Source organism: Aerococcus viridans (assembly GCF_001543285.1).
Taxonomy (GTDB): domain Bacteria; phylum Bacillota; class Bacilli; order Lactobacillales; family Aerococcaceae; genus Aerococcus; species Aerococcus viridans.
In genome coordinates this window covers 1938831-1962244 of record NZ_CP014164.1, presented here as the reverse complement: position 1 = coordinate 1962244, position 23414 = coordinate 1938831, and the positions used below count along the sequence as shown (strand labels likewise).

Here is a 23414-nt window from a genome sequence, read left to right as displayed (position 1 = left end):
CCTTAAAAATTAAAGGATTTTCTAGACATGGCTTGAGTTTTTAGTAAAATGAGAGTAACAAAAGATGATAGCGCTTACAAATTCTAATGTTTAAGGAGAGATAAACAATGAATTTGGACTGGATTAAAACGCGCGCAATTACTTCCCCTGAAAAAGTGGCGGTGATTGATCCATTGAAACAAACAGAATTTACCTATCAAGAATTAAATCAACGAGCGGAAATTTTAGCTCGGCACTTGGTAGAGGATGCAGGCATCAAAAAGGGAGACCGAATTGCCACTTTTGCGCCTAACGATATTGCTATTATTGATATGTTGTTAGCTGCAATTAAGATTGGTGCAGTCTTCGTTCCACTCAACTGGCGGTTAAAACCAGTAGAAATTGCCCGAGTGGTAGAAGATGCAGGTATTGAATATATTTTATATGCAACTAACCATTTAGACCGTCTATCAGAAGTACCTGACGCTTACATCAAGTACAATGTGGACGAGGCTGAATACAATCAAATGATGGATTTAAGTAACCATCAACCTTTTGAGAGTGTGTCTATTGATTGGCAAGATCCTATTTTATTAATTTATACCTCAGGTTCAACCGGTCGACCAAAAGGGGTCATTCATACCCATGAAAGTTATCTAAATAACGTATTCAATCAAATCATTTCTTGGAGAATGAGTGAAGATTGGGTAACAATTGGCTCAACCCCAATGTTCCACATTTTAGGTTTTATTGATATTGCGATACCAATGTTAGTTGTAGGTGGTCAATTAGTGTTAGAACGCTACTTCAACTATGAAACCATTAACGATTGGATCCGTACTTACAAACCAAATGTACTAGTCATGATTCCAACCATGTACTACGGTATTATCGCTTCACCTGACTTTAAACCAGAAAACTTAATGAGCGTAGACTTATTAGTCGCAGGAGGGTCACCACCATTACCAGCTGTACAAAAAGTTTTCCAGCAAATGGGTAAAATTATCATTAACGCCTACGGATTGACCGAAGCGCCTTTATTAACGTTTAATACTAGTCAACGCGCTAATGAGCGCCCAGCTACAATTGGTTCTCCTCTTTTATTTGATGAAATGATCGTTGTAGATGACGAGATGCATCCATTACCGCAAGGTGAAATTGGTGAATTGTTAGTGAAAGGTAAGAACGTAACACCTGGTTACTGGAAGTTGCCTGAAGAAAATGCCAAAGCTTTCCACGATGGCTATTTTAGAACTGGGGATTTAGCTTACTTAAACGAACATGGTGAAATGACTTTAGTCAATCGTTTGAAAGAATTGATTATTACTGGTGGGGAAAATGTCCTACCATCTGAAGTTGAGGCCGTATTAACCCAACATCCATTGGTTAAATCAGCTATTGTACTTGGATTTGAACATCCAAAATTTGGTGAATCTGTTTCAGCAGCGATTATGGTCAATCAAGATGTTGAAGGTGCAGACAAATTCCAAGAAGTACTAGATCAATTCTGCCTGGAAAAACTTGCCGGATATAAGACGCCAAAACTTTACATGGAAATTGATGAAATCCCAGTTAACTCGGTTGGTAAACCAGACCGTCTAGAACTTAGCCGTATGATGTCAGCGCACGCTAAAGAAAATTTGACAGCAAGCGCAGGTAGTTAAAATAAGGATTAAATTAGGCACTAGGAGACTTATTTTCCTAGTGTTTTTTTATTTGCTTTTAAATATACCTAATAATGGTTGCTTATAAAATTCAACTATATAAGGGATTTTGTATTTCTTTTTTAAGGCTCTTCGTCAAATAGGACTGATGAGTAATATCTGCCAGGTAATCATTAGATTACCTGGTTTTTTTATACTCTTTTCCATTATTCATTTTTTATCTTTATTTTGTGATTATCAAGCAGCCCTTAGGCTGCTTCTACTACCGGTATTTCATTTAGATATAGTTTATTGGTCATTAATATTCTAGTTCTAAAATTTTGGAAGTTTCGGTATCCGTAAGCTATTCGTTTTAAGATCTTAATTTTATTATTCAAACCTTCTATACGGCCGTTCGTTAAGTGGTTGTATTTGAAAGTATGCCCAATATATCTTTGAAGTTTGGTAAATGTACGTAGCACACGTCTTAATCCGCTTGGTAATTTAACTAACTTAGACTGCGCTAACTGAGCTTTAAACACTTCAGAGTCATTCTCTTGAAGCGCTTCACGCAAGTTATGGACGATATTATAGGAGTCTTTTAATAGTGGGTTCTTATCTAGTAAATAATCTAAAATACCACCGGTATTCGTAAGCCAATCAAATAATTTAAACGGTTGATAATCCCATGAGTTTAAGTTTTCTCGGGGCATTAGGAATATTCGCCAATATCTCTTATACTTGTTGTACAATCTATGGTCAGGAACCCTGAAAGCATTCATTACTTCAATACGTAGCTTATTTAATTCTCGATTTAATGCTTGAACTAAATGGAAACGATCAATGATGATTTTGGCGTTGGGAAATACCTCTCTAACGACTTCCATATAAGGCATGTACATGTCCATTGTAACTGTTTGAACTTTCTGACGAGTTTTCAACGGATAGGCAAAAAAGTAATCACGTAGCTTGAATTTTCTGCGATCTCCTAGCACATCTACAATACGTGAATTCGTATTATCTATAAACATAAAGCTCATATTTCCTTCGGCATGCTTTACACCTTTGAATTCATCGAAAGCAATATGCTCTGGTAGTGCATCGAAGATGCTAGGTTTAAGGTCTTTACCAGCACCATTAATTACTCGTTGAACTGTATGATCAGAAACGTTGCATGTCTCTGCGATATGTTTAAGTGTCAACGCATTGGTTGCAAAGTCTAATACCATCCGTTTAACACGCTTAGAAATAAAACAGTTATCACCGACTATCTCTGATTTAGCAGTGAAGTAGCTATCGCATTCTCTACAGTGATAGCGTTGCTTGCTTAATTCAAGGTAAGCAGGTAACCCTGATATCTTTGTTAGCGTAATTCTTGATTTTTTAGATCCATTCTTAACGATACTATTTCCTCGTTTAACACAGCCGCAGGCTGGACAATACTGAGGATTTACATCTAACTTGCCGAAATAGATCAGTGACTTTATATTCTTAACTATCATCTCTTCAACTTTATCTTCGAAAATTATATTTTCATCTTTCAATTGTAACGTGGTATTGATAAACTTATTCATACGGGGAATCTCCTATCTTATCATGGTTGTTGTTAACTTTATGATAATGGAGATTCCTCTTTTTTTGTAAAAAAATATAGAACCAATGACCTTTTTTGAAGTCATCAGTCCTATATATTGTAGAGCCTTTTTTAATAGTAATCATAAGTTTAGCTTATAACTATTGTTAATGACGCTTTTTAGAAAGCGTTTACAATAACTATTAGTATTACTCATAGTCCATATTAATAAGGCTTATTTTTCTTTACACCTTATTGGTATTAATATAAGTTTGTAAGCGATATCATCTTTGTTAGTTTTACTAGAAAATATTCAATTCAGGCAAAACCAGCGTGGCAATTGATCTATATATAAATAATAAGGAGTGTTTACCTCATGGAAAATAGAGAAGCAGTATTAAAAGAGTTATTCCCAGAAGATATCTTAAAGATCTCAAGTGGTTTAACCGATGGAGAAATTGAAGTTTTAAAACAGTTGGTAGAACTATTAGAAAGCAAATACCGCAGTGGCTTAAATGAAGCATGGGTAACTGAATCAGAACCAGAAGGATTCTTTGAAGATATTGGTAATTTAAGATACTTTGACAATCCACTTTTATTTGAAGGGCGTGAAGGTAAAAAGACAACCAGTCAATTATTCCAATTCTTTTTCGCTTTTACCCTATCGCGTTTTGATGTGTCCTTGAATACTTTATTGGGTGTTCATACGGGACTAGGTTTTAATACTTTCCTATTTGGTGGTAGTCCTGAACAAGTTCAAAAGTATATTCCAAAACTAGCCAGTCATCAACTACGCACATGTTTTGCTTTAACTGAGCCAAATCATGGTTCTGATGTGGCTTGGGGATTAGAAACAAGTGCTAGACGCGAAGGCGACAAATGGATTATCAATGGTGAAAAACGGTGGATTGGTGGTGCTTCAGTTGCTGATGTGATTCCAGTATTTGCTCGAGATGAGGAAACTGGTAAGCCAAAATGCTTTATCGTTCAAGCAGGGCAAGCTGGTTTGGATATTGATGTAATTCAAAATAAAATTGCTCTAAAAATTGTGCCAAATGCTAATATCCATTTGAAAGATGTTGAAGTAGCTGAAAGTGATCGACTACAAAATATCAATTCATTTAAAGATATTGCGAAAGTTTTATATTCAACACGTGCAGGAGTTGCCAACATGGCCACCGGTGCGATGGCTGGGGCATTACAAGCTAGCTTGAAATATGTCACTGAGCGTAAGCAATTTGGTAAAGAAATTTCTAATTATCAATTAGTACAAGAAAAATTAGCCATGATGCAAGGAAATTTAACTGCTGCAATGGCTCTATGTTCACAAATTGCACGTCAACAAGAAGAAGGTGACTACAACGAGGTAGTAACTTCAGTCGGTAAAATGATGAATGCATTAAGACTTCGGGAAACAGTGGCAATGGGCCGCGGAATTTGTGGAGGTAACGGGATTGTAGTGGACAATGATATTGCTCGATTCTTTGCAGATGCAGAGGCCGTTTATACCTATGAAGGAACGCATGAAGTAAATGCTTTAGTCATTGGTCGTGCCTTAACCGGACAAGCAGCATTTAATTAGTATTTAAAGCAACAATAATAGAGCGTTGGGTAGAAAAGGCAGATAAGCTACGCTATCCAATCTCTCATTATAGACAATTGATCAAAGATGGAGGGAAATACAATGACAATTACAAAAGCGACCGTTCTCGGGGCTGGTGTCATGGGGAGTCAAATTGCCGCCTTACTCGTAAATGCGGGATTGAAAGTACAATTATTAGATGTTGTCATCGATGAAAATGAACCCAATAAACTTTCTAAGTCTGGCTATGACCGTATCACTGACCGCAAGAAACCGATGCTATACCAAAGTCAATTTCAAGGTAACTTAACCTATGGGAATTTTGATCATGACTTAAAGGAACCTTCAGATGCCGATATTTTTATTGAAGCAGTTAAAGAAGATATCAAGATTAAACACGCGATTTGGGAAAAGATTGCTGCGGTTGCTAAACCAAAAGCTATCCTAGCGACAAATACTTCTGGTATCCCAATTCAGGCAATAGCTAAAGTTTTTAAAGGTGCAGAGCGTGAACGATTCTTAGGCATGCACTTCTTTAATCCACCACGCTATATGAAATTGGTGGAATTGATTCCAACTGAATTCACTTCCGAAGCGACGGTTAATCAATTAAAAGTCTTTACTGAGAAAAAATTAGGTAAAGGGGTAGTTATAGCCAATGATGTACCAGCCTTCATCGCTAATAGAACGGGCACCCATTCTATGAATGACATCATGTACCGAGCTGAACGTGACGGCTTGTCAATCACGGAAGTAGATGCCTTAACAGGAAAAGTACTTGGGCGACCACGCACTGGGACTTATGGTTTATCTGACTTAGTAGGGAATGATGTGGCTACTTTTGTAGTTGGAGGCTTGACGCAAGATCCAAGCGAACAACCATATTTCAACCAACCTACTTTAATTGGCAGATTGGTTGAAGCAGGAGCTTTGGGCAATAAGGTTGGCCATGGTTTTTATAAAAAAGAAGGGCGTCAACGTTTGGTAGTAGATCCAGAAACATTGACTTATAACCCAGTTGAAAAACCCAATTTACCAATTTTAGCTGAGTTTTCAAGTAATTTAAAAAATAATATGGATGTCATTTTTAAATCTACAGATACAGCTGGTAAGTTCCTTTGGGAAACTTTAGCGAGTACCTTCTATTATGCAGCCAATAATATACCTAAAGCGGCAGCAGATTACAAAGATATCGACCGGGCAATGGTTTGGGGTTTCAATTGGAAAATGGGTCCCTTCCAACTTTGGGATTTAATGGGCTTTGAACGGGTTAAAAAACGTATTGAAAAAGAGATTGGTCCCCTACCTGAATGGGTAGCTAATCGAGGTGAACCATTCTACCAAAAAGGGGAAATTCTTGAGAATATTACGCCAATGAGTGAAAAAACAGATGAAAATATTTGGCAAACAGATGCATCTACTTTAAGTGTTATAAATGGAGAACAGTTATTATTTAATTTCCATACACCAAATAACACAATCACAGGGGATTTATCGACTGAATTGATTAAAGCAGTCGATGAATTAGAATCTGGCGACTATGTTGGTATGGTAATCTATTCAAATGGGCCGCATTTCAGTCCAGGAGCTAATTTGAATATGATGAAGGAAGCAATTGAATCTGACGGGGTTGATGAGTTAATTGGCCAAACGATTAGTGAATTACATAAAGCGGTTAATAGCGTTCGTTACGCATCAAAACCAATTGTAACGGCTGTCCGTGGGCGTGCACTTGGTGGAGGGGCAGAATTGGTTTTAGCATCACCTTATATTGTCGCTGCGGCGGAATCTTATATCGGCTTAGTTGAAGTGGGTGTAGGTCTTGTCCCTGGTGGCGGTGGATTAGCGGAATTAACTGAACGTGTAATGAATATGCCAATCCAAAAAGATGCGAAAATGCGTATTCTAGGCGATGTCATTACGCGCGTAGCTTCTGGTGATGTATCGATGTCAGCTTATGAAGCCAGAGACAAATACTATCTAAGACAGTCTGATGATATTGTGGCAGCTAGTGATAGCGTAGTGGAGATTGCCTTAGACAAGTTAACTTATTTAGCTAAAACGAACTATATTCCACGAACTAAAGTGAACTTCCCAATTCTAGGTACTAGCTTCAAAGCGGTTGTGGAAGGTCAATTAGATGCCATGCGACTAGGTCATTTTATCAGTGACTATGATATGGAATTAGGGTTAACCGTTGCAGAAATTATGACAGGTGGGGACTTACCTGAGGGAACATTTGTTAACCAAGATTGGTTACAACATCTAGAAAAAATGCATTTCCTTAGATTAGCGAACAACCAAAAAACATATGAACGGATTGCCTATATGTTAGAAACACGTAAACCATTACGAAACTAGTGGATGAAATTAGGAAGGAATGAACGAATGATGCAAGATGCTTATATCGTTTCTTACGGCCGATCAGCGATTGGTAAAGGGCGGCCGAATGGTGCCCTAGCCAATGATCGTCCAGATGATGTTGCTGCTGAAGTATTAAAAGGGGTCATTGACCGTATTGAAGGTGACTTTGATCCAGCTTTAATTGAGGATGTCATTGTCGGATCAGCCTTTCCAGAAGGTGTGCAAGGGATGAACTTTGCCCGTACAATTGCCTTACGGGCGGGATTACCTTATACAGTTGCTGGTCAAACAGTGAACCGCTATTGTTCATCGGGATTGCAAACAATTGCTATAGCAGCTAATGCTATTATGGCTGGTCAATCAGATGTGCTAGTAGCTGGTGGTGTTGAGTTTATGAGTGCAGTTCCGATGGGTGGGAATGAACCAACAAATAACCCAACCTTACAAACAGAAGATTCGGGTGTGTCTTATCCAATGGGGTTAACTGCTGAAAATGTAGCAAGTAAATACAAGGTTAGTCGCGAAGACCAGGATGCATTTGGTGTAGAAAGTCATCGCCGGGCCCACAAAGCACAAACTTCTGGTCGTTTCAAGGATGAGATTATACCGGTTACTACCCATAAAGTGCGCTATACCGAACATGGCCCACAGGTAGAAGAAAAAATCTTTGATCAAGATGAAGGGATTCGACCAGAGTCTTCAATGGAAACTTTAGGAAAATTGCGGACAATCTTTAAGGCAGATGGCACTGTGACAGCAGGAACAGCTTCACAAATTTCTGATGGTGCAAGTTTTGTTGTCTTAATGTCAGGCGATAAAGTCAAAGAATTAGGGGTTAAACCAATTGCTCGTTTTGTTGGCTTTAAGGCTGTTGGCGTTGATCCAAAATATATGGGGATTGGCCCAGCCTATGCGATTCCAGAGGTCTTAGAACTCACTGGCTTAACCTTAGATGATTTGGATTTAATCGAGTTAAACGAGGCCTTTGCCTCTCAAGCTTTAGCGTCAATTCGTGAATTAGGTATTGATCAATCCATCACTAATGTGAATGGTGGAGCGATTGCCCTAGGGCATCCTCTAGGGGCAACAGGTGCGATTTTAACATCAAGGTTACTAGCTGAAATGGGCAAGCGTGAAGATAGTAAGTACGGCATGGTATCTATGTGTATAGGTGCTGGTATGGGTGCTGCTGGTATCTTTGAGTATATTCACTAGACAAGATGGTATAAGGACTCGCTAAGTTATTGGAATTCTATTAGCTTGGCTAGTCCTTCGCCCATTTTGCAAAGGAGTAAATCAATGTTTGAAACAATTTTATTTACCATCGAGAACCAAATTGCAAGGATTACCTTTAATCGTGAAGCTTCCGGCAATGCCTTTTCTGAAACAACTTATCAGGAAGTGATTGATGCTGTAGCATCGGTTGAAGAGAATCCAGATGTAAAAGCGATTGTAATTACAGGGGCTGGAAAATACTTCTGCGCTGGTGGTGATATTCGCCAATTTAAAGACTTGGCGACGTCGGGTGAAGGTATTCCCGAATCAGGTGTGATTAAAACGGGAGAAATGGTTGCAGCAGTTCGTAGGTCGTCTAAACCAGTGATTGCGGCCGTAAATGGTGTAGCAGCTGGTGCTGGGTTAGGTTTAGCCTTAGCTTGTGATTTTATTCTGATGGGAGAAAATGCACAATTAGTGACAGCCTTCATTCAGATGGCTTTTCCAGGTGATACTAGCTTGCTCTTTAATTTGAGTGAGTCAATTGGGACCTACCGTACCAACCGTCATGTTATGTTAAATGAACCCATCACAGCTGAGTTAGCTGAACAATATGGCCTAATCTATCAAGTAGTGCCGGATGCAGATTTACTATCATCCGCTTTGAACTTGGCTAGTCGTTTTGTTGCTAGTCCTTCTGTAGCTATAGCTTATCAAAAGGCGATTATGTATGACCTACAATATCCAAAAGCTTTAGAGAATAACCAATTAGAAGCGAAATATATGCGTAAGGCTTCCTTAACTGCAGATCACCGCGAGGCAGTTACTGCTTTCTTAGAGAAGAGAAAGCCTAAGTTCCAAGGAAGATAGCCTGGTATGGTAAACTATTGGCAAGAAGAAACGTAAAGGGGCCAATAAATATGGACATCAACCAAATGCAGTATTTCGTGGAAATTGTAAAATCAAATGGTAATTTAACAGTTGCCGCAGATAACCTTTTTGTCTCACAGTCAGCGCTAAGCCAATTTATTAAAAACTTTGAAAAACAGCAAGGTGTGTCTCTCTTTAACCGAAAGAACGGAAGAATTGTAAGCGTTTCCGAATCTGGGATGCGGGTTTATGGGTCAGCTTTAAAAGTCTTGAACCAATACAACAACTTGGAACAAGTGATTGAGAAAGAATCGCTCGTCTACAAGGGGCGCATCAAGATTGGGATTCACCCAACTTACTTAAGATTTTTCTTTAATAAATTTATTCCACAATTTCTCATCGAAAATCCAGATGCGCATATTGAAATTGTTGAAGCAGGTACTAATGATTTATACCGGATGCTTCAAGATAATATGATTCATATGGCAGTCCTAGTACCACCTGAGATATTAGATGAAAATAAATATGAATCACATCAATTAGTGAGAACAGAAATTGTGGCTTTTATGGGACCAGATCATCCCTTAGTGACGAAACGCTTGCTTAGATGGTCACACTTAGATGACTATCATTATGTTACTTATAACAAGGAAGATGTGGTACATGATTTGGTTATGGAGAAGTTGCGTACCCATGATTCTAAGGCGATTCAACTATTTACTTCAGGCTCGTGGGACTACATGATTGAAACGGTCCTCTATAATCAATTAGTTGCGCTATTACCAACAGTATATTTTAGCTTATTTATTGCCAAATTAAATCAGATGGGGATTGTTGAGAAAAGATTTGAAGATCCTATTCCCTATATTCCAACCTTAGTACGTGAGAAAAAAGCAGGGTATTCAAAAGTTGAAAACTTTGTTTACCAATCTATTTTAGAGAATTTCTATCTAGAAAATGAAAGTCTTAAATATGATTTTCTAGATGAAGCTTAATTAGTGGTTATTAGATAAATATGGTACGGACAATGAACTTTCATGATAAGTGCAGGCCTATTTGATAACCTCTAATCGTTAATATGAGAAGGAGCGATCCAATATGCAAACGCGTGTCACTGAAATGCTCAATATTCAGTATCCAATTATCCAAGGGGGAATGCAGTATATGTCGCTGGCTGAACTTGCTTCAGCTGTGTCAAATGCTGGTGGACTTGGTATAGTACCGTCCATGGCTTTCCCGGATGTCGATAGTTTAAGAGCTGAAGTCCAAAAAATGAAATCCTTAACTGATAAACCCTTTGGCTTCAACATTTCATTAGTACCTGAAGTAGCCATGCCAGAAGTGATTATGGATTATATTCAAGTCTTGGTTGAAGAGGGGGTACCAGTAGTTGAAACTTCTGGTCAACGACCAAGAAACTTTATCCAACCCTTGAAAGATGCTGGTATTAAAGTGATTCATAAAGTTACCTCCATCCGCCATGGGTTAGCGGCACAGGAAGATGGTGCGGATATCATTGCCTTTGTTGGTGCTGAAGGTGGTGGCCACCCAGGAGTAGACCTTGTTTCTGGTCCAGTACTTTGGGCTAAAGCGGTAGAGAAAATATCTGTACCTGTATTGGCTGCTGGTGGGATTGTGGATAGTAAAAGCCTATATGCCGCTATGGCTTTAGGTGTAGATGGTGTCTTAATGTCCACTAGATTTCTAGCAACACCAGAAGTGAATGCTTCGGATACTTATCGCCAGGCCTTATTACAGATACCAGAAAATGGGACTGTTTTAACAATGACCTCTTTAAGAAATGCTATGCGTGTGGCTAATAATGAAATGGCTCAAGAAATCCTTCAAGCAGAAAAAGACGGCGCGACACTAGAAACACTAATGCCTTTGATTTCAGGGCGTAGGTCTTATGAAGCGATGCAAAATGGAGATGTCCAACATGCACAACTCAGCATGGGTCAAGGCGTGGGGCGAATTAACGAGATTATGACAGTTGATGAAATATTTGAGGAGCTTATTAATGGGTTCCAAGAACGACATACCTATATGACTAACCTTTCGGCTGTATTTAAGTAGGAGGGTAGGCATATGGATAAACAGCAGATACTTTCAGATTTATATCCTGAAGACGTCTATGGTTTCAGCCAAAAATTAACTGAAATAGAAGTTGAATTGTTGAGTAAATTGCGTCAAGTATTAGAAGATCAAATAGCGCCTACTTTAAAACAACACTGGAAAGAAGAAACTTTTCCTTTTGAGGCTTTTAAAGCGGTCGGCGACCTAGGTTTAATGAACCATCCTGATTTATTCAAAGAAAGCCAGCACCCATATAAAGTGAGCGAATATTTTAATCTTTTCCGTTATTATGAATTGGCCAGGACGGACATGTCCTTAGCAACTTTTATGACTGTCCATGCGGGGCTAGGCTTCACTACCTTACTGCAAGGTGGAAGTCAGGAGCAAATTGATTATTTCGCACCAAAATTTACTAGTTTTGAGTGGCAGACTTGTTTTGCCTTAACAGAACCTGATCACGGGTCAGATATAGCTGGAGGTATGGCGACAACAGCAGTAAGAGATGGCGATAACTGGCTACTGAATGGTGAGAAACGTTGGATTGGCGGCGCAGGTTCAGCAGATTTCATACCAACATTTGCCCGTAACCCAGAAAATAATGATATCCTTTGCTTCATGGTATCAACCGCAACCGAGGGCCTTACTGTAGAGAAGATTGATGGGAAAATAGCTCTAAGACTGGTACAAAATGGTCATATTCATTTAAAGAATGTACAGGTGGCTGAGGCCTTTAGACTACCTAAAATTCAATCCTTTAGAGATGTTTCGCGTATCCTTTACGCAACGCGTGCAGATGTTTCCCATATTACGGCAGGTGGACATGCGGGTGCCTTAAGAGCGGCTTTGAAATATACGGGACAGCGAGAACAGTTCGGTAAAAAAGTTAGCCAATTCCAAATTACCCAGGAAAAATTAGCGAGGATGCAAGCGAATGCTGCAACTGGCTTATCCTTATCTTATCGCTTAGCTGAACTTCAAACTGAGGGGAAATATGCTGAAGTGCCAGCTTCAATTGCTAAAATGCAAAATGCTCGTTTATTAAGGGAAACTGTAGCATTGGGTAGAGAAATTTGCGGAGGAAATGGTATTACGGTGGATACGGAAGTTGCAAGATATTTTGGAGATGCAGAGGCCATTTATTCCTATGAAGGCACACATGAAGTAAATAGTCTGATTATAGGGCGATATTTAACAGGATTTAGCGCCTTTGTATAGTTTGTTTAAAAGTCTTGTAGCGGACCGGGTGCGAAAACTTAGTCCGCTATTTTTATTGAAGCATTAAAAAAGAATTTAGAGGTGGACTATGAAAAGTAAGATTCGTTCAGTAACAGAAATTGTCACCTTAGTAAAGGATGAGGCACGCATTGCTTTCACAACTAGTGGTATTGGTGGTTTGGCGGAAGAATTTTTTGGCGCATTACGTCAGCAATATGAGCAAACCAATCATCCAAAAGACATTACTGTGATATCAGTTGCAGGACTCAGTCGCGGTGAGGGAACGGGAATTGACTTATTGTTAGCACCTGGATTACTCAAACGCTATATCGGGTCTCATATACACGGAGCCCCATTAACTGGGCAAGCTGCTTTGGATAATCAAATTGAACTATTTATTATACCGCAAGGAACGATTGGTTTACTTTATCGAAATGCCGCGGAAAAAGGACCGGGCGTATGGACAAAAGTTGGACTTGATACCTATGTAGACCCTCGTCAATCTGGTGGAAAAATGTCTGATAAAGCTCGTCAGCAAGATGACTTAATGGTAGTTGAAAATCTACAAGGCGAAGAGTGGTTATTTTACAAGAGCATTGGCATTGATGTAGCCGTTATTAAGGCAACTTATGCTGATGAGAAGGGGAACTTGGCCTTTAACCATGAGCCCATGAATCTTCAAGCGTTAACAATGGCTATTGCAGCTAAGAATTCTGGTGGAATCGTCATTGCTCAAGTTGAACAAGTAGTTAAAAGAGGAAGTTTACAGGCAAAATCCGTACTTGTACCAGGGATTTTGGTAGATTACGTGTATAAAGGCACACCTGAGTATCATCAACAAACCTTTGCAACTAGCTATAGTCCATTGCTTTCAAATGAAATTCGTAGTCATGACTTGCCGATTAATCCAGCACCATTGTCGGCTAAATTAGTGATTGCACGTCGAGCAGCATTAGAATTGAAGAGGAATACTATCATTAATATAGGAGTTGGACTTCCTTGTATAGTATCTAATTTATTTTATGAAGCCAATTTACTGGATCAATATCATTTCACCACAGATTTAGGAGCTGTTGGTGGGGTGCCTGCTCCCGGTTTTGACTATGGACCAAATTATAATGCAGAGGCAGTCATTAACTCTGGTGACATGTTCGACCTATACCATGGTGGCGGACTAGAAACAACAGTACTTGGATTTGGTGAAATAAACCAAAATGGCAATGTGAATACGACTTTATTGGGTAACCGTATTATGGGCCCTGGTGGTATGATGGACATTGCGGAAGGAGCAAAGCAAATTATTTTTGTAGGTCCTTTTATGGTGAAAGATAAAAGTCATATTGAAAATAACCAACTAGTAATTGATGATCAAGGAAATAAAAGTAAGTTTACGGACGCCCTATCTTATGTTACTTTCAATGGGTCAAAAGCAGTTAAGGCGGGTAAGAAAATAACCATTGTGACTGATAGGGCGGTATTTGAGTTGAATAAGGAAGCGAAATTGGTTTTAACTGAAGTGGCACCCGGTCTAGACTTACACAAAGATGTTCTCGATCAGATGGGATTTAGCCCAGTTGTAGCGGATGATTTGAAAGTGATGGAGAGCCATTTATTTGAAGAAACATGGTCTTTGAAGAATGGTCAAACACAATAATGGATTTTTAATGAGAAAATAAAGACAAAATCCCAATCTATCAATATTTGACAGGGCTATGCAAAGCATATAAAATGGGAGGGACTGATGGCTGAATTAAGATATTTAGGAGATAGTAATGTTGATGAATAGGGTAGCAATTGTCGTTGAACCTGTGACAAAAGATCAATCAGGCGAAATCCGCGTCTTAGTTGATCAAATAGTTTACAAGGCAAAGAGTGCAATTCCTGACGGTGAATTCGTTCAAAACGAATTGGTTAAGATTTGCCGCATAGAAGACGACATCGCATACTGCCAACGTGGTATGTTAGATAATCAATATGATCAAGGTATCAAAGTTCCTGTTGTTAGCTAAACTTTGCAATTTATTATATTAAAAGCAGGTTTCCAGTAATAGGGCGCCTGCTTTTTTTATTGGTTCTGTAATAAATATTGTTGGTGAGATTTCATGTTGAATCTCATTGACACTATTTTTGTGTACACAAAAAGGACATGATATCCTTAATGCATGTAAACCACGACGAATACAGAAAGAAGGAAAAATTATGTCCCATACATCTATTATAAAACAACTTTGCGGTATTTTCGACAATAATATTGATATAAAAATACCAAAATCTATGCATCTGTTGCCACTTGAAAAGTATCATGAAATCAATCATTTCGTTTTACATGGGGTTCTTACATACAAGCCTAAGGCTTATATGCACTGTGGTGTAAAGAATACTGGTAACCAAGATATCATCAAACATGGCTTTAAACCAGCTATCATTCGATTACCGAACACAGCTACTAATCCTGTTTTACTTAAATTACAGAAGCAACGCTTTTATTGTAAACACTGTGCACAAACTTTTATTGCTGAAACACCATTAGTTGAAAAATTTTGCTGTATTTCTAAAGCCATTAAAAGCCAAATTAGCTCCGAATTGGTTGATACGCAATCTATGCGGTTAATCGCTAAACGTTACCATGTCTCCTCTCCAACAGTGGCCAGAACTTTAATGAAAGCAAGTAAGGGACTATCACCTAAGGGAAATTATCTCCCGAATCACCTCGGTGTAGATGAGTTTAAATCGACTAATCGTGTAGCCAATGCAATGAGTGCTGTCCTTGTGGACACGCATAATAGAAGGCTAATTGATATTGTCGTTGATAGAAAATAAGCGTCGCTCATCGATTACTTTTCTTCTTTTACCCGGACTGCTCGAGGCAGCGTGAAGACAGTTTCGATTGATTTATATACACCTTATCTAGAGGTCATTCGCACATGTTTCCCTAATGCGAAGATTGTCATTGATTGATTCCATATAGTAAAGCTGTTGAATGAAACAATCAATTCTATTCGTATTAAAGTGATGAATGCTATCAAAACAAGCCGTCCATCGGACTACAAAAAACTCAAAAAACAATGGAAATTGTTGTTAAAGAATGCTGAAGATTTAAATTTCACAGATACACATTATGTTCGTCAATTTGGTGAAGCAATATCAGAACAACGTATTGTTGATTATCTTTTGAGTATCTCACACGAACTTTTAGTTACTTATACCCTGATGAATGAACTAAAATATGCCATTTCAACTCATGATATCAATATTTTCAATGAAATCCTACATGGGACTAAGAACCAAACTTTGCCAAGTCGTACGAGAAGAACTATCAGAATATTAGCCAAATTCTTGCCTTATATACATAACGCCTTAAAATATACTGTACCAAATGGTCCTACCGAAGGTATTAATAATAAAATTAAATTTATTCAACGAACAGGTTTTGGATATTCGAACTTCCATTTAAATTACAAACCATCCAATCCTAAACCTTATACATTTGAGGGGATGGCAAGCTAACCCAGGGATAGTGGTATATTTTTGAATAAAGAGAATAAAGAGAATAAAGAGAATAAAGAGAATAAAGAGAATAAAGAGAATAAAGAGGACTGAAAGTATACGTCCTTAGCCGTGAACAAGCATGAAATCGAGACTAAGGCTCGATTTCAAAGCAGAGAGACCTTGGCTCTCGCTGGTGCCACGGCTTCTAAGGAACGTACATTGAAGGACAAAACACCATTTGTTAGAAATGTTATCTCATTGGTCACTTCCCTTGCCTTAAGGCAAGTAAAAAGCCAAACATATCACAGCGTGCATAGCATTTAACTTTATTGATTTCTTAATTATTATTAAAAACTAAAAAACGTATTCGTGTGCTTTGAAATTATTTACCAACACTATTTGTAAAAGAACCCAAATTTGGTGATTGGAACCTTTTTGCAGCTAGTTATGACCCAGCCTGCTTGATTACGCTTTGTGAGTGCGAACTGAAACTAAAGTGTGCCGGTAAATTCGTATTTAAAAGTACTCAGCGAGAGTATATAACTTTTCTATGAAAATAATTATTTGTGTAATAACTTAGCATAATAGAGTGTTGCTTTAACAGCACTATGCCAACCGTGCAGTCGTTCTTGACGTTCTTTAATACTCATATTAGGCTTAAACTGTTCGTTTGCAGATACTAAAGCAGCAAGTTCGTTTTGATTACGCCAATAACCAACTGCTAAACCAGCAAGGTAAGCAGCCCCTAATCCAGTGGTCTCTAAGCGTTCGGTACGCTCGACTGTTTTTCCGAGAATATCTGCTTGAAACTGTACTAATAGATTATTTTGTGCAGCTCCACCATCAACGTAAAGGATATCTATTACGATATCAGTATCTAATTCCATTAATTCAAAAATATCACTGACTTGATAGGCAATGGATTCCAAAGTTGCTCGAATCAATTCTCGTCGACTTGTGAATTCATTGATTCCCAGAATAGATCCTCGTGCGCTTGAATCCCAATATGGAGCACCTATTCCTCGAAAGGAAGGGACAACGTAAACTCCGGAATTAGTTTCAGCTTCAAGTGCAAAAATTTCTGAATCCGCTATTGATTCAAATAAATTCAAGCCTTCTTTCAACCATTCAATTGCACTACCTGAAATAAGAGCAGATCCTTCAAGTGCATAAGTTATTTGATTGTCAATCGAATAACCAATTGTGGTGAGTAACCTGTGTTTAGACATTTTTGTTCAGATCCGGTATTCATGACAATAAAAGTTCCTTGACCATAAGTGCTTTTTACTTGGCCAGGATGAAAGGCTAATTGACCGAATAACGCTGCTTGCTGATTTCCCGCAACGCCAGCAATTGTAATGTTCACTCCATCAAAAATATCTGAATCGGTCAGTCCATAAACATAAGAGCTTGGATAAGTTTCCGGCAACATATTTTTTGGAATATTAAATAGATTTAGTAAGTAATCATCCCATTCCAAGGTGTGAATATTAAATAACATCGTCCGTGATGCATTTGTGTGATCGGTGCAGTGTAATTTACCATTTGTAAGTTTCCAAATAAGCTAACTATCAACTGTTCCAAAAGCTAACTCTCCACGTTCTGCTCTTTCTTGTGAACCTAATTTATGATCGAGGATCCAGCGAATTTTACTAGCAGAGAAGTAGGGACTAAGCACTAATCCAGTTTTTTTATGTATGTAATTTTCAACGTCATCTTGTTTAAATTTGTTAATGATATCTAGTGATTGATTAGAGTTCCACACAATGGCATTGTAAATTGGTTGCCCAGTCTGTCGATCCCATACAATAGATGTTTCGCGTTGATTTGTAATTCCAAGCGCTTTAATTTGATGGAATGATATACAGGATCCCTCCATAACCTTATGAATCACAGTACAGACTGATTGCCAAATCACATTTGGATCTTGTTCCACCCAGCCAGATTGTGGAACAAGTTGTTCAAATTTCTGAGATGCAGTGCCAATATAATTTCCTTGGCGGTCAGTAATAATTGCACGAGTTGTTGATGTTCCTTGATCAATAGCTAAAATATATTCTTGCATATCCAATCACTTCCTTCGTAAGCATTGCATAGTCAATATTTTTCCTTAATATGTTGTAAGTTATATACATAATAATAAAGCAATTTAAGGCTCAATTCTATAGCCAATCACTTGGATAATTATTTTGTGATATATTTCACTATTAAGCTTGCAGCCTCCGAGAACCTAGCGATATAGCATTTCTGACAATCCATAAGCATAAAAGTCAGCTGTTGTCTCAATAATAGCTTGGTTTTTATTAGAAATAACGTGTATTCGAAAATAGTCATTCACGACTTTTTTAACAAATTGCCTAATATAATACGTAAAATACTCCTTAAATGAATCGGACTTCCTGCTTGAGAAAACCTTCTTATAATAATCCCTGTTTTCTTCAAGATAATTCAATAGATAGAGTAATCCTTCTTGCCACTTTTCCCAAACCGTAAGTGATTGAATTAATTTAGAGGTTTCATATGAAAAAATCCAAGTAATTAAATCGTACTTGTCATCAAAATGATCATAAAAAGTATGGCGGCGGAAATCTGTCTGGTCCATTATATCTGTAATTGATATTTTATCAATATCCTTTTCACGTGCGAGATATTTGAAGGAATAAGCAATGATTTCCTTCGTTGCGTTTTGTCGGTTCATGCTTTGTGCCCCCCTTCGAAAACGTATTGACTATCATATTTTACTATACATCATCCTTAAAACAATCGAATCGGACAAATGATGTTGTCTGTCTATTGACTTGATAACGCTTACTTGTTATGATGACTCTAGTTTCAAGGAAGGGAATCAACTGAATTATGTAAGCGGTTACTCGGTTAGTAATTCAATGATTTATTGTATTTTAATAAAAGTTAGGAGTTATAAAGATGAGAAAAGCGTTTATTAGTCCAACAAAATATGTCCAAGGAGAAAACGAATTATTAAATTTAGGTTTTTATGTTAAATCCTTTGGTGAATCTGCTTTAGTTATCGGGAATCCAGGCGATATTGAACGAGTCCAAGACAAATTGGATAAAACAGCTGAACGTTTTGGCATAACCTTACATCTCGCAGATTTTGGTGGAGAAGCGACACGCGAAGAAGTCAATCGTCTTAAAAAATTAGCAAAAGAAAAAGGGACAGATATCATCGTTGGATTAGGTGGCGGAAAAGCAATTGATACATCTAAATATGTATAGATTTTCTTATGGCTGAGAATGATGATAAATGTAGAATAAAAAGTTAATTATATAAATGGAGGTTATTAACGTGAAAAAAAGAAGTACGTTAGTGTTACTTATTACATCACTCTTATTAATTTTTATCGGAAGCTTTATTGCTTCTATGAGCAACAGTTCATCGGGAGATGTAGACATCTCACGCATAAGTTTTGAAACGGATAACGGCGAACTTTCTGGTCTATTATACTTGCCAGAAGGGGCCAAAGATGAACCGCGTCCAACAATTGTGGCTACACACGGTTATTTAAACTCAGCAGAAATGCAAGCAGCACAAGCAATAGAAATGTCGAAGAGAGGATACGTAGTGTTAGCTCTAGATCTATATGATCATGGTCATTCAGTAGGGAAAATGGATAAGACAATTCCATTCTTTTCTTTCTGGCCAACAGCTATGTACGATGCTGTCAACTACATGTACGAACAAGACTTTGTTTTGAAAGATGAAAATAATAATGGTATCATCGCTGTTTCTGGTCATTCTATGGGAGGATTTTCTGCAACGAACGCAGTACTCTTAGATGAAAAGTTTTACGAACAATCAGGTTTTAGAAAGATTAGTAGTTCTTTAACAATGGGGTCAGATTACTCTAATATCTATCTTTTAGATTATGAATTAAACGATATTGTCAATGCATATGGACCTAGAACCTCTGGTGCAATTGCAGGAAAGTATGATGAATTTTTCTTTAGTCCGGAGGCATCAGCTCTAGGAAAAACAGTTGTTGAAAAAGATTATATTAGCACAACGGAAGCACAATCATTTCTGGGTAATCCTGAAAATCCTAGTGTTGGCGAATTTTACAAAGTAGGCGATGGCAAGCGAGTTATTTATCAACCTGAAGAAACCCACCCCTGGAATACCTTCTCAATGAAGACTACAGGTTATGTAATTGATTTTTACGATGAAGCATTTTCAGAATATTCTGATATTATAAAAATTGGAAATGATAATCAATCATGGATGTATAAAGAATGGTTCTCATTTTTGGCTTTAATTGGTTTCTTCTTAATGTTTGTACCTGTCGTTAAAATATTGTTGAAAGTACCGTTCTTGTCAAAAGCAATTGTTGATAGACCAAAATCACTGCCTGTTCCCAATACAAATAGCGAAAAAACTTCAAACTTAATAATGATTATATTCGGGTCGTTTATGCCAGCCTTACTATTCACTACATTCTATAGTGGTGTAGAAGTTGGACTAAGATTAATGACACAAATTAACTATATTATTATTGCAATAAGTTTAATTACTTTAGTTTTTGCTTACTCTAAGAATAAGCACTCGGACATTAAAAAAGTTTCAACTGCGGTACTTATTACTAGTATCGCCCAATTTATACTGATAAGATATCGTGATACATTAATTGAAGTTAGTGATTTTTTAGGAGCTCCAACAGGAAATACGATTGCATACTGGGCTATCAATATTGCACTGATTACGCTAATGGTGTTGATAGTGAATTATTTTATTTATCAAAAGCCTAAAGGAGTAACAATTGAAAATTACGGCTTGAAAGTTAATGTGAAAACTGTGCTTGCATCCTTATCCGTTGCAGTGATTGCTATTTGTATTAGTTATCTCATGTTATTTATAGTGGATGCTCTATTTAAAACAGATTTTAGATTGTGGACATTAGCAGTTAAAACATTTGAACCCCGTCACTTTGTAGCTTTATTAAAATATGCACCGTTATTCTTTGTTTTCTACTCTATAGTGGGATTATCCATAAATTCCAATACAGCTGATGAACGCTTTGATGGTATTAAGGGTTACCTTGTTTCAATCTTTATGTTTGTAGGCGGGTTAATATTCTACTTAATCTACCAATATGGATCGTTATTCGTAATGGGCCAAGCAGCATTTCCTTCAGAGGCACTATCATCAATTGTTGTAATTGGGTTGGTACCTGTACTAATTATAGCTGCAATATTTAATAGATACTTCTATAGATTAACTGGGAATGTTTATTTAGGAACATTTATTAACGTATTCTTAATGACTCTTGTTCTATTGGCTAATACTGCACTTTATGCGACTCTATAATTGTACATTATAACAATATAACTCGAAAGTAAAGTTGTACAACATATGATGTTGTTGAGCAAACAAGGGTTCTCTAATAAATCGTGTTAGTGAGTTCAAATGAACTTGCGGCTCTTCGTCAAATATACTAAGGTTAGGGTTCTATGTCAAATAGTGTTGGTGGACCCTATGAAAGTCAAAGCGAGAATTAATTTTTCGCTTTGGCTTTTTTTATTGGTTCTATAATAAATAGTGTTGGTAAATAATTTCAAAGTACACGAATACGTTTTTTAGTTTTTAATAATAATTAAGAAATCAATAAAGTTAAAGTCATGCACGCGCTGTGATGTGTTTGGCTTTTTACTTGCCTTTAGGCAAGGGAAGTGACCAATGAGATAACATTTCTAACAAATGGTGTTTTATCCTTCAGTGTACGTTCCTTAAAAGCCGTGGCACCAGCGAGAGCCAAGGTCTCTCTGCTTTGAAATCGAGCCTTAGTCTCGATTTCATGCTTGTTCACAGCTAAGGACGTACACTTTCAGTCCTCTTTATTCAAAAATATACCACTATCCTTGGGTTAACTTGCCATCCCCTCAAATGTATATGGTTTAGGATTGGATGGTTTGTAATTTAATTTGAATTGGACTAAAATTCTTGCACGTAAATGATGGAAGTTCGAATATCCAAAACCTGTTCGTTTAATTAATTTAATTTTATTCTTAATACCTTCGGTAGGACCATTTGGTACTGTATATTTTAAGGCGTTATGTATATAAGGCAAGAATTTGACTAATGTTCTGATAGTTCTTCTCGTACGACTTGGCAAAGTGTGGTTCTTAGTCCCATGTAAGATTTCATTGAAAATATTGATATCATGAGTTGAAATGGTATATTTTAATTCATTCATCAGGGTATAAGTAACTAAAAGTTCGTGTGAGATACTCAAAAGATAATCAACAATATGTTGTTCTGATATTGCTTCACCAAATTGACGAACATAATGTGTATCTGTGAAATTTAAATCTTCAGCATTCTTTAACAACAATTTCCATTGTTTTTTGAGTTTTTTGTAGTCCGATGGACGGCTTGTTTTGATAGCATTCATCACTTTAATACGAATAGAATTGATTGTTTCATTCAACAGCTTTACTATATGGAATCGATCAATGAAAATCTTCGCATTAGGGAAACATGTGCGAATGACCTCTAGATAAGGTGTATATAAATCAATCGAAACTGTCTTCACGCTGTTTCGAGCAGTCCGGGTAAAAGAAGAAAAGTAATCGATGAGCGACGCTTATTTTCTATCAACGACAATATCAATTAGCCTTCTATTATGCGTGTCCACAAGGACAGCACTCATTGCATTGGCTACACGATTAGTCGATTTAAACTCATCTACACCGAGGTGATTCGGGAGATAATTTCCCTTAGGTGATAGTCCCATACTTGCTTTCATTAAAGTTCTGGCCACTGTTGGAGAAGAGACATGATAACGTTTAGCGATTAACCGCATAGATTGCGTTTCAACCAATTCGGAGCTAATTTGACTTTTAATGGTGTTAGAAATACAGCAAAATTTTTCAACTAATGGTGTTTCAGCGATAAAAGTTTGTGCACAATGTTTACAATAGAAGCCTTGCTTCTGTAATTTAAGTAAAACAGGATTAGTAGCTGTGTTCGGTAATCGAATGATAGCTGGTTTAAAGCCATGTTTGATGATATCTTGATTACCAGTATTCTTTACACCACAGTGCATACAAGCCTTAGGCTTGTACGTAAGAACCCCAGGTAAAACGAAATGATTTATTTCATGATACTTTTCAAGTGGCAACAGATGCATAGATTTTGGTATTGTAATATCGATATTATTGTCGAAAATACCGCAGAGTTGTTTTATAATAGATGTATGGGACTTGATTTTTCCTTCTTTCTGTATTCGTAGTGGTTTACATGCATTAAGGATATCATGTCCTTTTTGCGTACACAAAAATAGTGTCAATGAGATTCAACATGAAATCTCACCAACACTATTTGTAAAAGAACCACATTAATCAGTAATCGAATAGGTCCGACTGAGACAAGGGTTGAAAGTAAGAGTCGTTT

General features: G+C 37.4%; 16 protein-coding genes and 3 pseudogenes. 14 read left to right on the top strand and 5 right to left on the bottom strand.

What is annotated here, in order from left to right; all coding sequences use genetic code 11:
* Positions 1–107 precede the first annotated feature (107 nt).
* Entirely contained in the window at positions 108–1643 is a 1536-nt protein-coding gene (gene fadD / locus AWM76_RS09230) for a long-chain-fatty-acid--CoA ligase FadD (protein ID WP_060779409.1), read from the top strand.
* Between the two features lie 248 nt (positions 1644–1891).
* On the opposite strand, the gene AWM76_RS09225 is transcribed toward fadD, so the two are convergent.
* Positions 1892–3124 (bottom strand): ISL3 family transposase, encoded by a 1233-nt coding sequence (locus tag AWM76_RS09225; protein ID WP_158320211.1) that lies wholly within the window; start codon positions 3122–3124, stop codon positions 1892–1894.
* A 447-nt stretch (positions 3125–3571) separates the two neighbouring features.
* Between AWM76_RS09225 and fadE (AWM76_RS09220) the strand changes: the two genes are divergently transcribed.
* From fadE (AWM76_RS09220) to AWM76_RS09170, 11 genes and pseudogenes are all read left to right on the top strand, one after another.
* The gene (fadE, locus tag AWM76_RS09220) at positions 3572–4777 is read left to right on the top strand and encodes an acyl-CoA dehydrogenase FadE (RefSeq protein WP_003141131.1); all 1206 of its coding nucleotides are present in this window, start codon (positions 3572–3574) and stop codon (positions 4775–4777) included.
* A gap of 102 nt (positions 4778–4879) precedes the next feature.
* Positions 4880–7138 (top strand): 3-hydroxyacyl-CoA dehydrogenase/crotonase FadB, encoded by a 2259-nt coding sequence (fadB, locus tag AWM76_RS09215; protein WP_039934670.1) that lies wholly within the window; start codon positions 4880–4882, stop codon positions 7136–7138.
* Positions 7139–7168: 30 nt separating this feature from the next.
* On the top strand, positions 7169–8356 hold the full coding sequence (locus AWM76_RS09210) for a thiolase family protein (RefSeq protein WP_039934675.1): 1188 nt from the start codon (positions 7169–7171) through the stop codon (positions 8354–8356).
* Between the two features lie 84 nt (positions 8357–8440).
* Complete coding sequence (locus AWM76_RS09205; protein ID WP_003141126.1) at positions 8441–9226, top strand: enoyl-CoA hydratase/isomerase family protein; 786 nt, start codon at positions 8441–8443, stop codon at positions 9224–9226.
* 50 nt (positions 9227–9276) lie between these two features.
* Positions 9277–10221 carry a LysR family transcriptional regulator gene (locus AWM76_RS09200; RefSeq protein WP_003141124.1) on the top strand — a complete coding sequence of 315 codons (945 nt, stop codon included), beginning with the start codon at positions 9277–9279 and terminating at the stop codon, positions 10219–10221.
* Between the two features lie 103 nt (positions 10222–10324).
* Positions 10325–11302 carry an NAD(P)H-dependent flavin oxidoreductase gene (locus tag AWM76_RS10765; protein WP_003141122.1) on the top strand — a complete coding sequence of 326 codons (978 nt, stop codon included), beginning with the start codon at positions 10325–10327 and terminating at the stop codon, positions 11300–11302.
* Between the two features lie 12 nt (positions 11303–11314).
* Positions 11315–12517, top strand: a complete 1203-nt coding sequence (gene fadE / locus AWM76_RS10760; protein WP_003141120.1) for an acyl-CoA dehydrogenase FadE — start codon at positions 11315–11317, stop codon at positions 12515–12517.
* An 88-nt stretch (positions 12518–12605) separates the two neighbouring features.
* On the top strand, positions 12606–14171 hold the full coding sequence (locus tag AWM76_RS09185) for a CoA-transferase (RefSeq protein WP_003141119.1): 1566 nt from the start codon (positions 12606–12608) through the stop codon (positions 14169–14171).
* Between the two features lie 118 nt (positions 14172–14289).
* The gene (locus AWM76_RS09180) at positions 14290–14526 is read left to right on the top strand and encodes a hypothetical protein (RefSeq protein WP_003141117.1); all 237 of its coding nucleotides are present in this window, start codon (positions 14290–14292) and stop codon (positions 14524–14526) included.
* Between the two features lie 190 nt (positions 14527–14716).
* Positions 14717–15337 carry an ISL3 family transposase gene (locus AWM76_RS09175; protein WP_060779407.1) on the top strand — a complete coding sequence of 207 codons (621 nt, stop codon included), beginning with the start codon at positions 14717–14719 and terminating at the stop codon, positions 15335–15337.
* Positions 15338–15346: 9 nt separating this feature from the next.
* Positions 15347–16024: pseudogene (locus tag AWM76_RS09170) on the top strand (transposase).
* A gap of 542 nt (positions 16025–16566) precedes the next feature.
* Here AWM76_RS09170 and glpK read toward each other — a convergent pair.
* Together glpK and AWM76_RS09160 are read right to left on the bottom strand one after the other, a co-directional pair.
* Positions 16567–18077: pseudogene (gene glpK, locus AWM76_RS09165) on the bottom strand (glycerol kinase GlpK).
* Positions 18078–18236: 159 nt separating this feature from the next.
* Positions 18237–18704, bottom strand: coding sequence for a TetR/AcrR family transcriptional regulator C-terminal domain-containing protein (locus tag AWM76_RS09160; RefSeq protein WP_003142576.1), 468 nt, complete (start codon positions 18702–18704; stop codon positions 18237–18239).
* A gap of 227 nt (positions 18705–18931) precedes the next feature.
* Here AWM76_RS09160 and AWM76_RS09155 point away from each other — a divergent pair.
* Positions 18932–19240: pseudogene (locus AWM76_RS09155) on the top strand (iron-containing alcohol dehydrogenase); the annotation flags it as partial.
* 73 nt (positions 19241–19313) lie between these two features.
* On the top strand, positions 19314–21329 hold the full coding sequence (locus AWM76_RS09150; protein ID WP_201024709.1) for an alpha/beta hydrolase: 2016 nt from the start codon (positions 19314–19316) through the stop codon (positions 21327–21329).
* 556 nt (positions 21330–21885) lie between these two features.
* Here AWM76_RS09150 and AWM76_RS09145 read toward each other — a convergent pair.
* Entirely contained in the window at positions 21886–22596 is a 711-nt protein-coding gene (locus tag AWM76_RS09145; RefSeq protein WP_082702804.1) for a transposase, read from the bottom strand.
* Positions 22597–22605: 9 nt separating this feature from the next.
* On the bottom strand, positions 22606–23310 hold the full coding sequence (locus AWM76_RS09140) for a transposase family protein (RefSeq protein WP_147291239.1): 705 nt from the start codon (positions 23308–23310) through the stop codon (positions 22606–22608).
* Between the last annotated feature and the right edge of the window lie 104 nt (positions 23311–23414).